This is a genomic window from Gracilibacillus sp. JCM 18966, from assembly GCF_055392695.1.
Genome location: NZ_AP043883.1, coordinates 1,807,382 through 1,821,365 on the forward strand (window position 1 = coordinate 1,807,382; position 13,984 = coordinate 1,821,365).

Sequence of the window (13,984 nt, forward strand, 5' to 3'; positions counted from 1 at the left end):
TCACAATAGAATAATAAAGGATTGAATCTACATGAACAAACAAACTGTTATCTCAGAATTGCAGGATATTTTGGCAAAAGACCATATTTTAATAGATGAGGAATTAAAAAATCATACTTATACAAAGCTTGGTGGAAAGGCAGATTTTTTTATTACACCAGGTACGATAGAAGAAGTACAAGAAGTCATTCGTTATGCAATTAGAAAGCAAGTTCCTTTTACTCTGCTCGGTAATGGCTCGAATGTCATCGTGCGTGATGGAGGTATTCGAGGAATTGTACTGAGTCTAAAGAAATTTCGTGCGATTAGACGAGAGGGCAATAAAGTAGTTGCAGAGAGTGGTGCGAGAATTATTGATGCATCACGATTTGCTTTGCAAGAAAAATTAACAGGCCTTGAATTTGCTTGTGGCATTCCTGGAACCGTTGGTGGTGCCTTATATATGAATGCAGGTGCATATGGTGGGGAGATTAAAGATTGTCTAGAGCATGCATTAATTGTCGATCGCGGGGGCGATGTGCATCAAGTATTGGCAGAGGAGTTTGATCTAGATTATCGAACGAGTAATATCGCAGAAAAAGGATATATCGTTTTAGAAGCAACCTTTCAGTTAAAGGAAGGACATTATGAGGAGATTAAGGCTGTGATGGATGATTTGACTTTTAAGCGTGAGTCAAAGCAGCCATTAGAGTATCCATCCTGTGGTAGTGTGTTCAAACGTCCACCAGGCTATTTTGCAGGGAAACTGATTCAAGATAGCGAGTTACAAGGTAAAGGTGTTGGAGGGGCAGAAGTATCCACCAAACATGCTGGATTTATTGTGAATAAAGATAATGCAACGGCAAGTGATTATATTGCTGTGATTGAGATGGTACAGCAGACGGTGAAAGCGAAATTTGGTGTAAAATTGGAGAGAGAGGTTAGGATTTTGGGAGAGGATGAAGAGATGGCTTAGGTTGTTTTGTTAATCTGGATTTGTAACAAACTGTGTAGGTAAGAAAGGCGTAGATACTGACCCAGTGAAAAATCTAACTTTCGTTGGTTACCATCTTACTCACTCAGCTTTTTATTTAGCTAACTCTTTTATTCAAACGACTTTAATTCTCCTTTTTTAGATGAATTCAATAGATGTAGTTAAATAGTGGCTGGGACATAATTAAATAGGGTGAATGAGAATCCGAACAATCTTCTGATTGAGCGTAGTCAAAATACGGAGACTCCTGTGGGAACAGCACGAGCTGAAGATCCACTTTGCAAAGTTAGCTGAAGCCGTGCCCACGGAATGCGGAGTATTTTGACAGAGCGGTTACAGTGCAGAAATCTATTGCCATTTTTCTCTCTATACTATTAACCCTAGTATTTTTCCATTATTTGAGCCAAATATTTTTTGAAATTATTTCTGATACTTTGAGGCTCGATAATTTCACATTTATCCCCAAACTGTAGGAGAGCATTGTATCCGTGTTCATTATCAACTATGGGATACTTTGCAATATAACCATTCTTATGTTGAGATATAACATAATCTTCTCCAAATCGTTCAATGATCTTGTCTTTGATAGATTTATCAATTTTTATAATCACTGGAACTGTTTCTTTTGTCATCCAGTTAGATCCATCCATAGGTAGGGAAACAAATTCCTTAGGTGAGAAGGATTCTACAGACATACTTACATCGTTCATTCTAGCTATCTTAAATGTGCGATAATCCTTTCTTTTAACGCAGAAGGCTTGTAAATACCAACTACTTTCTTTAAAAATGACTTTGTAAGGCTCTACTTTGCGAGAAGTATCCTCACCATTTTTATCGATATATTGGAACACCAAATATCGATGATCCTCCATAGCAGTTTCGATTAACTTCAAGCGATCTCGAAGGAATCGATTACCCTGATTCAAGGTAAGATCAACCGAGAAATGTCCATCGTTTTTCCATTGCTGTATTAAATCTGTTTCACTTTCCATACTTTGTACTTTTGCTAACGTATTTGCTATTTCATTTTTTTCCAGTAATTGATTATAGCTCTCTAAACTTGTTATTAAGCTTCGAACATCTTTTGGAGTGAATAACTTTTTGTCTACTTTATAGGACTTCATTAAGCTTACTCCACCATCCGTCCCTCTAGTAGTGAAAATTGGTAGCCCAGCCATAGTTAAGGTATCAACATCCCTAAATATTGTTCTTCGGCTAACCTCTAATCTTTCAGCCAATTCGCTAGTAGTTACTACTTCTCGATCCAACAGCAGCATGATAATGGCAACAAGTCGATCAATTTTCATAGTAATCTCTCCCTTTAACTATCATTATGACATACAGGTGTCATAATTGACATTGTAAAATAAACTTGTACTCAAAAATAAAGAAATACAGGGAGGTAATTTCAATAAGTAATTACAAGATTTTAGAAAAAGACGCATTTCGGTTCATAGGTTTCAAAACAAAATTGGAAGGTTCGGTAAATATCCATGCAGAAGAATTTTCTAGCCAGAAAACCGAATTTTTCAAGGGAATCATTCATGATGGAAAGATGGCACTATTACAACCTCTTTCGGAGAGTAAATACGGGTATGGGGTCGTCACAACAGATAAAAAAACTGCCTATTACTACGCGGGTGTACGAACTACTCAAAAGGGAATAGCAGGAACAGAGGAAGTGCTATTTTCGGGAGGTAAGTACCTCGTGCTTAGTGATGAGGGTGGCTTATCCCGTTTAGCCTTTGATAAGCTAGAGAATCAAGCATTTAATCAAATTCTTACTAATGACTTTGAGTATACCTATAATGGGAAGCCAATTGCCGAAGTGCTATTAAATGGAAATCCAGCAGATGCTGAAGTGGAAGTATGGATACCTATTGAGTAACATTGTTTTAGCAGGGGATAGTATAAGCTATCTCCTGCTATTTTTTATACGATTTTTTGCTCTCAGTGCAAGGCAGACTCTCGTCTATATAGACAATCCCATCTGTAGCCCCCTCCTTTTGATTGCAAATTTTACTTTACCTGTCGTAGTAATCATGATAAAATAAAATTACTACGACAGATAAAGTACGGCAGTCGTAGTAAAATCAATCGCTGACATAGTAGAAGGGAGGATCAGCTTTTGATTAGTAGTGATGTAATTCGTGGCTATAATGACACCATCATTCTTTCTCTCTTATTAGAGCAAGAATCATATGGATATGAAATTTCCAAGAAAATTAAAGAAATATCAGAGGAAAAGTACGTTATCAAAGAAACAACCCTATATTCGGCATTTAATCGACTTATGAAAAATGGATATATCGAAGCCTTTCATAAACAACAAACCTTTGGCAAAAAAAGAACGTACTATAGAATGACAGAAGCAGGGTTGCTTTTTTATAAAGAGAAATGTCGCGAATGGGAGCTAACAAAAGAAGTGATGAATCGATTTATTAAGGAGGAGTTTCGATAATGGACACCATTATGAATTATTTAGAAAACATGTTTGCTTCAATGCCAAAATCTAAACAGATGCAGCAATTAAAAGATGATTTGCTAGTGCATATGGAGGATAAATATCAAGAATTAAAACGAGCTGGAAAATCAGAAAATGAAGCAATCGGTGTAGTGATTGCAGAGTTTGGAAACATGGAAGAAATTATGGACGAATTTGGTATTGATTTAGATGATGATAGAGCTAATGAGCCTTTTTTAATGGATGAAGAAATAGAAGAATATTTACATGTGAGTAAAAAAACAAGCATTTGGATTGGTATAGGTGTCGGTTTGTGTATAATAAGTGCTGCGATGTTTGTGTTTATAGCAGGATTACAAAACAATGGTTTTTTAAATGAAATTCCAGTAAAAACAGCTAATATTATTGGAGTTATTTGTTTAATTGTATTTGTTGCCATTGCTGTTGGTTTGTTCATTTATAATGGCTTGAAGATTGAAAAATATGATTATATTCATACAGAGCATGCCTTTCAATTATCGTTTGAACAGAAAAATAGTATTCAAACCCGTAAAGAAGCTCATCAACCAAAGTATCTTGCAGCCCTAATTTGTGGGATTGCCCTTATTATTCTTTCACCAGTTGTCCTTTTCACCACTCTAGCAATAAACGAGCAATTCACTCATTTTGGTGTTGTTGGACTATTATGGATAGTAGCTATAGGAATATTCCTATTAATTTTTTTCACTACGGAGATGGACGCATATAAAAATCTGTTAAAGGAAGGGGTAGCCTCCAAGTCTAAAAAGAATGAGAAGCGAGACAGAATAACAGGAGCAGTAGCTGTAATCATTTGGTCATTAGCTACTATCATCTTCCTAATAAGTGGTTTCCTCTACAATCAATGGCATATAAATTGGCTCGTATTTGCGATTGCTGGTATTTTTATCGGAATGTTCAATGCAGCTTATTCCATTCTAACAAAAAATGAATGAAAAGGAACTGGCATCCAGAGCACGATAAGTTCTAAAATGCTGGCGATCTCTATTAAAATGGCAGTAATAATGAGGATAAGTACCAAAATGCCAGAGTCAGCATCTCAAAATGGCACTTATAACAAGGATAAATGCCAAAATGCCAGAGATCCCGCTCGAAATGGTACTTAAAATGAGAATAAGTACCAAAATGCCAGAGTCAGCGCCTCAAAATGACACTTATCAAACGGATAAAGCCCAAAATACCGGTGATCCCGCTCAAAACGGTAGTAACAAGCGATTAAAATGCTCGCACAAATGACCATGTATAAGCTAATTTTTTGCAAATCATTTCAAGATTCTATATAATAAAAACACTAACTAAATAAACGCATGTATTCCTTTGGGGCAGGGTGTAATTCCCGACCGACGGTGATAAGCTAAGGAGCTTTTAGTCCGTGACCCGGATCATTTTTCATTAAATGTGAAGGTGGATTTGGTGAAATTCCAAAGCCGACAGTGAAAGTCTGGATGGGAAAAGGAATGGTGGAGAAGTGGTTATTTTTTCTATGGAATAAGCATTGTTTATTGCTGATTCTGTCGAAAATTTCTTGATTAATTCAAGGCTTCTTTGCTATGAATGAAAGACTATCCAGCCCTAGGGTCATTATCCTAGGGCTTTTCTTATTTTAATATAGAAGGTGATGAAGTGAGAACAAAGGAAGAATGGATGGAGCTCGCTTTAACGATGGCCGAAGCTACTACTGGTCAAACTAGCCCAAATCCGTCTGTTGGGGCGGTTGTCGTCAAGGATGGTGTACTGCTTGGGGTTGGTACACATTTAAAGGCAGGAGAACCGCATGCAGAGGTCCATGCTATCGCACAGGCTGGTGAAAAGGCAAAAGGTGCTGATATCTATGTAACGTTAGAGCCTTGTGCCCATTATGGCAAAACTCCTCCATGTGCGGAATTACTAGTAGAGAAGGGAATTAAAAAGGCTTATATCGCATCGGTTGATCCAAACCCAAAGGTAGCTGGAAAAGGGGTAGCAATTCTTGAAGCAGCAGGAATCGAAGTGGAAGTAGGATTATATGAAGAAAGAGCGCTCCAATTGAATAAGCACTTCTTTCATTTTATGAATAAAAAACGACCATTTATCACCTTAAAAGCAGCGATGACATTGGATGGGAAGACAGCGACAGTGACAGGGGATAGTAAATGGATCACATCAGCCGAAGCTAGACTAGATGTGCATAAGGAAAGACATAAGCATGATGCGATATTAGTTGGCAAGGGAACGGTCGGGGCTGATAATCCAAGCCTGACAACTCGCTTACCTCAAGGTGGAAAAAATCCAATTCGGATTATCCTTGATACTAAGCTATCATTGCAAGAGGAATTTGCGATCTATGATAAAGAAGCAACTACCTGGTTTTTTTGCGGAAATGAAGCAGATCCGATTACTTTTCAAGAAAAACATCCTCACATCAAGGTGGTTCAGTTAAAAACAGAAGATATTCAATTAGAAGATGTCATGAACGAATTAGCACAAAATAAAATTCAATCATTATATGTCGAAGGTGGCGGAACCATCCATCAAGCCTTTCTACAGGAGAACCTCGTAGATGAATGTCATTGGTATATTGCACCAAAGCTTTTAGGTGGCCAGGATGCTAGATCTGTTATAGCAGGGAATTCGCCACACTGGATGGAAGATGCAAAGGAATTAACTTTCATTGATTTTGAGAAGCTGGGACCAGATCTGAAGATTATTGCAAAACCAAAAGGGGGATTCTAATGTTTACTGGTATTGTCGAAGAAAAGGGTAAAATTGAAATGATTAAACAATCCAATCAAGCATTACAACTGAAGATTCAAGGCGAAAAAGTGACAGAGGATGTGGCGATTGGCGATAGTATTTCCGTAAATGGTGTTTGCTTAACCGTGACTAACTTCACTAAGGAGTGGTTTACAGTAGACGTCATACCTGAAACATTTCGTAGCTCCTCTTTATCCACACTAAAAGCACAGTCCATGGTTAATTTAGAGCGCGCCATGCATGCAAACGGAAGATTTGGTGGTCACTTTGTGTCAGGACATGTCGATGCAGTTGGTACAATCGAACGAACTTGGATCGAAGATAATGCAAAATATTATTACATCACTGTCCCGGAAACACATTATGTGACTCTAAAGGGATCAGTAGCCGTAGACGGCACTTCATTAACTGTATTTGGAGTAGACGATAATGGGTTCACTATCTCCTTAATTCCAGAAACACAAGCAGCGACCATTCTAGGTGATAAAAAACAAGGGGATATCGTGAATGTGGAATATGATATGTTAGCAAAATATATGGAGCGATTACTTCGTTCCTCCCATCAACAGCCACAAGGAATAACAGAAGAGAAATTGACGCAATTGGGTTTTTAGGGGGCCAATAATGAAACATTCAGTAGATGAAGCAATAGAAGCATTAAAAAAAGGTGAAATTGTGATCGTTGTAGATGATGAAGACCGTGAGAATGAAGGAGATTTTGTTGCACTAGCGGAAAAAGTAACACCTGAAATTATTAATTTTATGGCAAAAGAAGGACGTGGATTGATTTGCACACCTATGTCCCAAAATTATGCCGATCGTTTCCAATTAGGTGCAATGGTAGCACGTAATACAGATGATCATGGCACCAATTTTACAGTGAGCATTGATTATCATACCACTCATACAGGGATTAGCGCTCATGAAAGATCGTTAACGATTGAAAAGTTAGTCGATGAAACAACGACTGCTTATGACTTCAAACGTCCAGGGCATGTATTTCCTTTAATTGCAAAAAATGCAGGAGTTTTGGAACGATCTGGACATACCGAGGCAGCCATTGACTTAGCCCGTTTATCCAATTCAAAACCGGTTGCAGTTATTTGCGAAATTATGAATGAAGATGGCACTATGGCTAGACAGGATGATTTAGAAAAAATTGCTGAAATCCACAGTATGCCAATGGTCTCCATTCAAGAGTTGATTCAATACCGAAAGAGATATGATAAATTAATCACGAAAGAAACAGAAGTAAATATGCCAACAGCTTATGGTGAATTTAAGCTTGTTGCTTATACAGAAAAATATACTGGTAAGGAGCATGTCGCCTTATATAAAGGGGAATTAACACCTGATGAGCCAACCCTTGTCCGTGTCCACTCTGAATGTTTAACAGGTGATGCATTTGGTTCGCAGCGATGTGACTGTGGCCCACAGCTTAAAAAAGCGTTAGAAGAAATCGAAAAAGCAGGACGCGGTGTGTTAGTGTATATGCGCCAAGAGGGCCGAGGCATTGGGTTAATTAATAAAATGAAGGCATACAAGCTTCAAGAGGAAGGCTACGATACAGTGGAAGCAAACCATCAGCTAGGCTTTCCAGATGATCTTCGCGATTATGCCATAAGTGTTCAAATTTTAAGAGATTTAGGTGTCGGGAAAATTCATTTATTAACAAATAATCCTCGCAAGCTTTCAAGCATGAAGGAATATGGTTTAGAATTAGTAGCACGAAAAGCGATTGAAATACCCGCTAATAAGAATAATGAAAAATATTTACAAACGAAAGTAGAAAAGCTTGATCATTTATTACACATTGAAAGTAACCGAGATGGGGGAGGAATTTAACATGGGGAAAATATATGAAGGTAATTTAGTTGGTACAGGTTTAAAGGTTGGTATCGTTGTAGGAAGATTTAATGAATTTATTACCGGGAAACTGCTAAGTGGTGCAGAAGATGCATTTAGAAGACACGGTGTTGCTGAAGAAGATGTAGAAGTAGCTTGGGTTCCAGGAGCATTTGAGATTCCGCTTGTCGCGAAAAAAATGGTAGAAACGGGTAAATATGATGCCGTAGTTACATTAGGAACGGTTATTCGGGGCTCTACGCCACACTTTGATTATGTGAGCAATGAAGTGTCAAAAGGGGTAGCAAGTGTTTCTATGGATGCAGGAATCCCAGTCATTTTTGGTGTTCTAACTACTGACACCATCGAGCAAGCAATCGAACGTGCAGGAACAAAAGCAGGAAACAAAGGAGCAGAAGCAGCGATATCAGCAATTGAAATGGCTAATCTGTTGAAAGATATTGAATAGAGCACAATGGCAGTGTGGCGGGTAAATCAATCTCGTCACACTTTTTTATACGTTTGAAAAAACGCACATTTTGGATATCGGAGAAAATGGGAGGTATCGCATCTAGAGGTGTCGAATATAATCGGATATCGGACAAAATGCGTGGTGCTGCATCTAGAAGTGTCCAATAAAATCAGATATCGGACAAAATACGTGGTGCTGCATCTAGAGGTGTCGAATATAATCGGATATCGGACAAAATGCATGGTGCTGCGTCTAGAGGTGTCCAATAAAATCAGATAAAGGACAGAATAAATGGTGACGAACCCATATCTGTCCAATATATAATTGGTTCACCCCAATCACTTTACATCTGCTTTCACTTTCGATATGAAATTTACAGCGCCAAAGAGGAATCACCAATTCCCCTTTGACAAAAACTCATACAACTCACTTATTAAGTAATGTTTTAATATCATCTTCTATCTTCTCTGGTTCTGTTTTTGGAGCATATCGTTTTACTACATTGCCATCTTGATCGATGAGAAATTTTGTGAAATTCCATTTGATTTGGTCAGACACGATGCCTGGAGCCTCTTTCGTTAAATACTTATATAATGGATGTGCATCTTTGCCGCGAACATTAATTTTGGCAAACATTGGGAAGGAAACTCCAAAGTTTAATCGACAGAATTCCTCTGCCTCTTCACTCGAACCAGGCTCTTGATTCATGAATTGATTGCAAGGAAAGCCTAGTATCTCTAATCCTTCTTCCTTATACTTCTGATATAGCTTTTCTAGACCATCGAACTGAGGGGTGAAGCCACACTTACTTGCTGTATTGACGATAAGTACTGCCTTCGCTTGAAACTCAGCTAATTCCTTTTCTTTTCCCTTTACTGTTTCAACCTTGAAATCATATATAGACATAAAAAAAGCCTCCTTACTATAAGATTAGCATAAGGAAGCAAAAATTGTTTAATCAGAAGTTCTAAACAGATAGTAATTCGTTAAAACGAGAGAAAGTAGCAATATTGCTTCACCTATATTCGTCATTGCCTTTGTGGGGATAGGTAATTGAACAATGCTGGTAACACTAATAATCAAGCAACCAACAAAGAAAAGATAGAATCCAGTTTTTCGCCAAACAATAATAGAGGTTAAAAGTAGGATGATACTAATTGCAATAACCATAATCGGCAATCGATCCTCTGTCTCTTGATAACTGAGAATGCCATATTCCCATACTGGCTCTAAATCAATCGTTAGTATACCAATTATTTCCGCTAAAATTAAACAAGCTGTGATCAGAAAAGTCGCTAATTTGGCAAGGGAATGTTGAGCAAAATGAACGTTTATCCTTTTTAAAACTGCATATGAATATAACACAAGAAGTGGTGTAAAGAATGCATGGAGCCAATATCTTAATTCATTCCATTTCTCCAACCAACTACTTTCTCCAATGAAACGCCCTACTGTTAGTATTCCATTGTCATAGATTAAACCAACAATAACTAGGAGAATAACATTTAGCAGCGATCCCCATCCAATCCATTGCGCTTGACGTATCACAACAATCCATAACACTACATAAAAAAACGTTAGTAATGCATATAAATAGAGATCCATCATATCACCACTTTTCTTATTTCGTTACTGTCATTATTATAACCAAATAAGAAAAAAGATGCTTCCTTTCATTAAAAAGGAAACATCTTTCAGACTATTATTCTTGTGTAACCCCATCTTCTTCGGCAATACGATCAAGGCGTGCTTGGATTTCTTCCTCTGTTAGGTTATGTTCCGCGATATATAAATTACGAGGATGGGTACGGCATTCATGAGAACAGCCGCGCATATATTTGTGTTCATTTTCTTCTGAGCATAGCATTTGTCGATTACATTCAGGATTTGCGCAATTCACATAGCGTTCACAAGGTTCCCCGTCAAAATAATCCTTTCCAACAACGACATGTTCTTTGCGATTTACTGGTACAGAAATACGTTCATCAAATACGTAAAGCTGTCCATCCCAAAGCTCCCCTTGAACTTCTGGATCTTTACCATACGTTACGATACCGCCATGTAATTGTCCGACATCCTCAAATCCTTGTTTTACAAGCCAACCAGAGAACTTTTCACAACGGATTCCACCAGTACAATAGGTTAGAACCTTTTTACCTTCTAATTTATCTTTGTTTTCCTCCACCCATTTAGGAAGCTCTCGAAATGTTTCGATATCAGGTCTAATCGCTCCACGGAAATGACCTAGCTCATATTCATAATCGTTACGAGCATCTAAGACTACTGTATTCTCATCACGCATAGCTTCATAAAATTCTTGTGGTGACAAATATTTTCCAGTTGTCTCTCTTGGATTAATATCCTCTTCAAGACGTAGGGTAACTAACTCTGGGCGAGGTCTAACGTGCATTTTTTTGAAGGCATGTCCATCTGCTTCATCTACTTTAAACACCATGTCCTTAAATCGAGGATCATTATGCATTGTCTCCATATACGTATTCGTTTGCTCGACGGTACCGGAAACTGTTCCATTAATACCTTCATGTGCAATGAGAATACGGCCTTTAAGTCCTAATTCCTTACAGAACTTTAAGTGCTCACTTGCATAGCCTTCTGGATCCTCCAAATCTACATAGTGATAGTACAATAATACTTGGTACTTTTCCTTTTTTTCCATTCTTTCTACCACCTATCAATTCATATTTGCAAGATATAAATGTGTTTAGGTTGGTTTATACTTTTATTATCTTGCAACACTTTATTCTATCATGTTTTTTCTCTCTTCACAATGCTAGTAGGAGGAGTCGTTTGTGTCAAACTTTTCTCGGTACCCTATTCATCCCAGTATTTCTGGCACTCTAAATTTGTACGCTTTTCCAGCTACCGCGCGAATGTCTTCGCTTGGTTCCCCGTCATTTTAAGTTACGTTCTAAAGACCAAGAACCTAACTTAAAATGCCAGGATGGTTATCTAAAACTTTTAGCTAGCTTTCCTATGGCGGATGAATGAGGTGCATACACACCGATTACGCCTTGCTTAGCACCCATCGACGGGCGTGTAGGTTGATGCAAATAAGAAGACATGCGGACAACCTTCTTCACTTCTCGTTGCTTTCTTGCACTTCGTTTAAGATCCGCAAGATAAACTTCTCGTAAGGTGCCGTTTAGTATGCCTTGTTTTACCTTTACCATCGCCTCTGCGCCCTCTGAACTCCAATGCATGCCTCGTTTCTTCATACGGTAAGTAACACGTCGCTGATTCGATTCCATCGCACCTAGATTTCTTGCGTCTTCTGGAGGATTATCTATACGCTTTTTCCAATTCAAAATACGATCCCAATTGTTCAAGATATACGTACGAAACACCTTAACTTTTTCGGTTTTTTTGGAGTCTTCAAGCGTGCTTTCGTAAGTATCCAGCCATAAGTTAAAATGCTCTAAGTCATGATTCTCTAACGCTTTTCGTAATTCCGTTTTATAGTCACTCTGTTTGGCACCAAGTGCTCGATTAAGCCCTTGGAATACATGGTAAGGGTCTAGTTGGTTTAGAACAGGATATTCTGACTGGGAAAAGGCTTCTTGAAACTTCTCAGCTGTGTAACCGGCTCCACCATCACTATTCGTTACAACTCGTGTCTTTTCCAAAGAATAATGATTGGCAGTAAGTGCCTGAACTTCTTTCCAAAATTCCGAGGTTGGTTTGGTTGTCATAAGCACTTTCTGATTACGCAAAGATACGCGTTTCCCACTCTTATCCCAGCCTTCGTAAATAATCGCATGGCTTACCTCGTGACTCTTTTTCTTTTCCGTTCCCCTAACGAATACCCCATCAGCTTCTGCATAAAGAAACTCAACTTTTTCACCTTCTGGCAATTCAGCGGAATCCTCTAAATCAATGACCATGTCCTTATCCGCTATAGCTTGTGCTCTCCCAACCTCTCTCACAATCGTTCCAACCGTTGCGTGACTAATATCTACAGCTGTCCACTCCTTCAGTACATGAGCCACTTCTCTGTAGGTACTTTCAGCGGCCATTTCGGCAACCTTTACTTCTACAAAAGGACTTCTACGCTTGTACTTTTTAAATCCAATCCATTCATCAAAAGGATAGTGGGAATGACCTTCTAAATCATGCATAAGCGTATGTGTAAATCTCACTCCACCAAAAGTGAATTGAATTTCCCTTTCGTCATTTCTTTCAACCCTCCAGCCTTCCGCTTGTTTTTTCTTCACAATGACAGTGTTCATATTGGTGAATACGTCCCCCAACAAGGACGCAAACAACTCATACATCAAGGTACGAACACTTTCCTCGAAATCAATTAAATTATCTGTTTGGTGTATTAATCTGTATAATTTTGATATAATAGTATTCATGAAGAGGCCTCTTTCTACGATGTATTTGCTCTGGTAGGCATACATTTATGATAGAGTGCCTCTTCTTTTTTGGCTAGGATTTTGTAGAAATACCACCGAGAACTATTTTACACATACGGAGGAGTCATACTCCACATTATCCTTGCTCAAACCACTTCATCAATGCTTGCGTTCCTTTGTCGCCTTCTCCAGCTTGCTCTAGCTCTGTATACAGCTTTAACGATAATTCAAGTCCTGGAGTGGTTAAATCCATTTCCTTAGCAGACTCAAGCGCAATTTTCATATCTTTAATAAAATGCTTGATGTAAAATCCTGGTTGATCATCCCCGTTAATCATTCGAGGTGCTAGGTTGGATAACGACCAGCTCCCTGCTGCCCCTGTTGAAATACTTTCTAATACTCGAGTAGGATCTAGTCCAGCTTTTTTCGCGTACATTATCGCTTCTGTTACACCAATCATGTTGGAAGCAATTGTGATTTGATTAGCCATTTTCGTATGCTGGCCAGCACCTGCTGGACCTTGAAGAACAATGTTTTCTCCCATTATTTCAAAAATAGGTAGCATGGCATCAAAGTCTTTCTGTTTCCCACCTACCATAATCGCTAGTGAGCCATTCCTTGCGCCGATATCACCACCAGAGACAGGTGCATCTAGAGCGTGTAACCCTTTTTCCTCTGCAGCTTCCGCAATCCTTTTGGCAAGCTTTGGATTAGAAGTTGTCATATCAATTATATAGGTGTCGGTGCTTGCATTTTGGATAATCCCATTTTCTCCGAAGTAAATTTCTTCTACATCAGAAGGGTAGCCAACAATGGAAATAATGATATCTGATGATGTAGATAATGCTGTTACACTGTTCTTCCAGATCGCTCCTTGTTCTACTAGATCACTTGCTTTTTCTTTTGTTCTTGTGAAAATCTGTACATGGTAGCCTTCCTGCATTAAATTCCTCGCCATACTTTTTCCCATCACACCAATACCAATAAAACCAATCGTTTTGTTCATTGAGCATTCCATCTCCTTTTTCTTCTACTTTATCATGGTGGGATGGCCGCTACAATAATGTTTTTTATGATAGCGA

The 13,984-nt window shown here is 38.4% G+C and carries 14 protein-coding genes and 1 riboswitch; of the genes, 8 read left to right on the top strand and 6 right to left on the bottom strand.

The window, feature by feature from the left end; translation table 11 throughout:
• The first annotated feature begins 31 nt into the window (after positions 1-31).
• Complete coding sequence (gene murB / locus ACZ5N5_RS08625) at positions 32-955, top strand: UDP-N-acetylmuramate dehydrogenase (RefSeq protein WP_109984811.1); 924 nt, start codon at positions 32-34, stop codon at positions 953-955.
• 398 nt (positions 956-1,353) lie between these two features.
• Here murB and ACZ5N5_RS08630 read toward each other — a convergent pair whose 3' ends face one another.
• Entirely contained in the window at positions 1,354-2,280 is a 927-nt protein-coding gene (locus tag ACZ5N5_RS08630) for a helix-turn-helix transcriptional regulator (protein WP_464373643.1), read from the bottom strand.
• Between the two features lie 164 nt (positions 2,281-2,444).
• On the opposite strand from ACZ5N5_RS08630, the gene ACZ5N5_RS08635 reads away from it, so the two are divergent.
• The 7 genes from ACZ5N5_RS08635 to ribH all read left to right on the top strand — a co-directional run bounded on the left by ACZ5N5_RS08635 (position 2,445) and on the right by ribH (position 8,523).
• Complete coding sequence (locus ACZ5N5_RS08635) at positions 2,445-2,861, top strand: GyrI-like domain-containing protein (protein WP_245902337.1); 417 nt, start codon at positions 2,445-2,447, stop codon at positions 2,859-2,861.
• Positions 2,862-3,101: 240 nt separating this feature from the next.
• Complete coding sequence (locus ACZ5N5_RS08640) at positions 3,102-3,434, top strand: PadR family transcriptional regulator (RefSeq protein ID WP_054861632.1); 333 nt, start codon at positions 3,102-3,104, stop codon at positions 3,432-3,434.
• Positions 3,434-4,411, top strand: a complete 978-nt coding sequence (locus tag ACZ5N5_RS08645; protein WP_464373644.1) for a permease prefix domain 1-containing protein — start codon at positions 3,434-3,436, stop codon at positions 4,409-4,411. The genes ACZ5N5_RS08640 and ACZ5N5_RS08645 overlap by 1 nt, the downstream gene beginning before the upstream one ends.
• A 374-nt stretch (positions 4,412-4,785) precedes the next feature.
• Positions 4,786-4,937, top strand: a riboswitch (FMN riboswitch).
• 183 nt (positions 4,938-5,120) lie between these two features.
• Complete coding sequence (ribD, locus tag ACZ5N5_RS08650; protein WP_464373763.1) at positions 5,121-6,188, top strand: bifunctional diaminohydroxyphosphoribosylaminopyrimidine deaminase/5-amino-6-(5-phosphoribosylamino)uracil reductase RibD; 1,068 nt, start codon at positions 5,121-5,123, stop codon at positions 6,186-6,188.
• Complete coding sequence (gene ribE, locus ACZ5N5_RS08655; RefSeq protein WP_054788203.1) at positions 6,188-6,823, top strand: riboflavin synthase; 636 nt, start codon at positions 6,188-6,190, stop codon at positions 6,821-6,823. The genes ribD and ribE overlap by 1 nt, the downstream gene beginning before the upstream one ends.
• 10 nt (positions 6,824-6,833) lie before the next feature.
• Positions 6,834-8,054 carry a bifunctional 3,4-dihydroxy-2-butanone-4-phosphate synthase/GTP cyclohydrolase II gene (locus ACZ5N5_RS08660; RefSeq protein WP_277678187.1) on the top strand — a complete coding sequence of 407 codons (1,221 nt, stop codon included), beginning with the start codon at positions 6,834-6,836 and terminating at the stop codon, positions 8,052-8,054.
• A gap of 1 nt (position 8,055) precedes the next feature.
• Positions 8,056-8,523, top strand: coding sequence for a 6,7-dimethyl-8-ribityllumazine synthase (gene ribH, locus ACZ5N5_RS08665; protein ID WP_464373645.1), 468 nt, complete (start codon positions 8,056-8,058; stop codon positions 8,521-8,523).
• A gap of 429 nt (positions 8,524-8,952) precedes the next feature.
• On the opposite strand, the gene ACZ5N5_RS08670 is transcribed toward ribH, so the two are convergent.
• From ACZ5N5_RS08670 to ACZ5N5_RS08690, 5 genes are all read right to left on the bottom strand, one after another.
• A complete protein-coding gene (locus ACZ5N5_RS08670) occupies positions 8,953-9,432 on the bottom strand; it encodes a glutathione peroxidase (RefSeq protein ID WP_054788202.1) in 480 nt (159 codons plus the stop codon).
• A gap of 48 nt (positions 9,433-9,480) precedes the next feature.
• Complete coding sequence (locus tag ACZ5N5_RS08675) at positions 9,481-10,131, bottom strand: hypothetical protein (protein WP_464373646.1); 651 nt, start codon at positions 10,129-10,131, stop codon at positions 9,481-9,483.
• Between the two features lie 97 nt (positions 10,132-10,228).
• Positions 10,229-11,203: an oxygen-dependent tRNA uridine(34) hydroxylase TrhO gene (gene trhO / locus ACZ5N5_RS08680; RefSeq protein WP_277678183.1), complete on the bottom strand. Its 975-nt coding sequence runs from the start codon at positions 11,201-11,203 to the stop codon at positions 10,229-10,231.
• A 289-nt stretch (positions 11,204-11,492) separates the two neighbouring features.
• Positions 11,493-12,902, bottom strand: a complete 1,410-nt coding sequence (locus ACZ5N5_RS08685; RefSeq protein ID WP_464373318.1) for an ISLre2 family transposase — start codon at positions 12,900-12,902, stop codon at positions 11,493-11,495.
• Positions 12,903-13,038: 136 nt separating this feature from the next.
• A complete protein-coding gene (locus tag ACZ5N5_RS08690) occupies positions 13,039-13,908 on the bottom strand; it encodes an NAD(P)-dependent oxidoreductase (protein ID WP_109984817.1) in 870 nt (289 codons plus the stop codon).
• Positions 13,909-13,984: the final 76 nt, after the last annotated feature.

Bases quoted from the DNA above. Each gene is read 5' to 3' on its own strand.
- murB (WP_109984811.1), top strand. From the start codon at position 32: ATGAACAAACAAACTGTTATCTCAGAATTGCAGGATATTTTGGCAAAA.
- ACZ5N5_RS08630 (WP_464373643.1), bottom strand. From the start codon at position 2,280: ATGAAAATTGATCGACTTGTTGCCATTATCATGCTGCTGTTGGATCGA.
- ACZ5N5_RS08645 (WP_464373644.1), top strand. From the start codon at position 3,434: ATGGACACCATTATGAATTATTTAGAAAACATGTTTGCTTCAATGCCA.
- ribD (WP_464373763.1), top strand. From the start codon at position 5,121: ATGGAGCTCGCTTTAACGATGGCCGAAGCTACTACTGGTCAAACTAGC.
- ribE (WP_054788203.1), top strand. From the start codon at position 6,188: ATGTTTACTGGTATTGTCGAAGAAAAGGGTAAAATTGAAATGATTAAA.
- ACZ5N5_RS08660 (WP_277678187.1), top strand. From the start codon at position 6,834: ATGAAACATTCAGTAGATGAAGCAATAGAAGCATTAAAAAAAGGTGAA.
- ribH (WP_464373645.1), top strand. From the start codon at position 8,056: ATGGGGAAAATATATGAAGGTAATTTAGTTGGTACAGGTTTAAAGGTT.
- ACZ5N5_RS08670 (WP_054788202.1), bottom strand. From the start codon at position 9,432: ATGTCTATATATGATTTCAAGGTTGAAACAGTAAAGGGAAAAGAAAAG.
- ACZ5N5_RS08675 (WP_464373646.1), bottom strand. From the start codon at position 10,131: ATGGATCTCTATTTATATGCATTACTAACGTTTTTTTATGTAGTGTTA.
- trhO (WP_277678183.1), bottom strand. From the start codon at position 11,203: ATGGAAAAAAAGGAAAAGTACCAAGTATTATTGTACTATCACTATGTA.
- ACZ5N5_RS08685 (WP_464373318.1), bottom strand. From the start codon at position 12,902: ATGAATACTATTATATCAAAATTATACAGATTAATACACCAAACAGAT.
- ACZ5N5_RS08690 (WP_109984817.1), bottom strand. From the start codon at position 13,908: ATGAACAAAACGATTGGTTTTATTGGTATTGGTGTGATGGGAAAAAGT.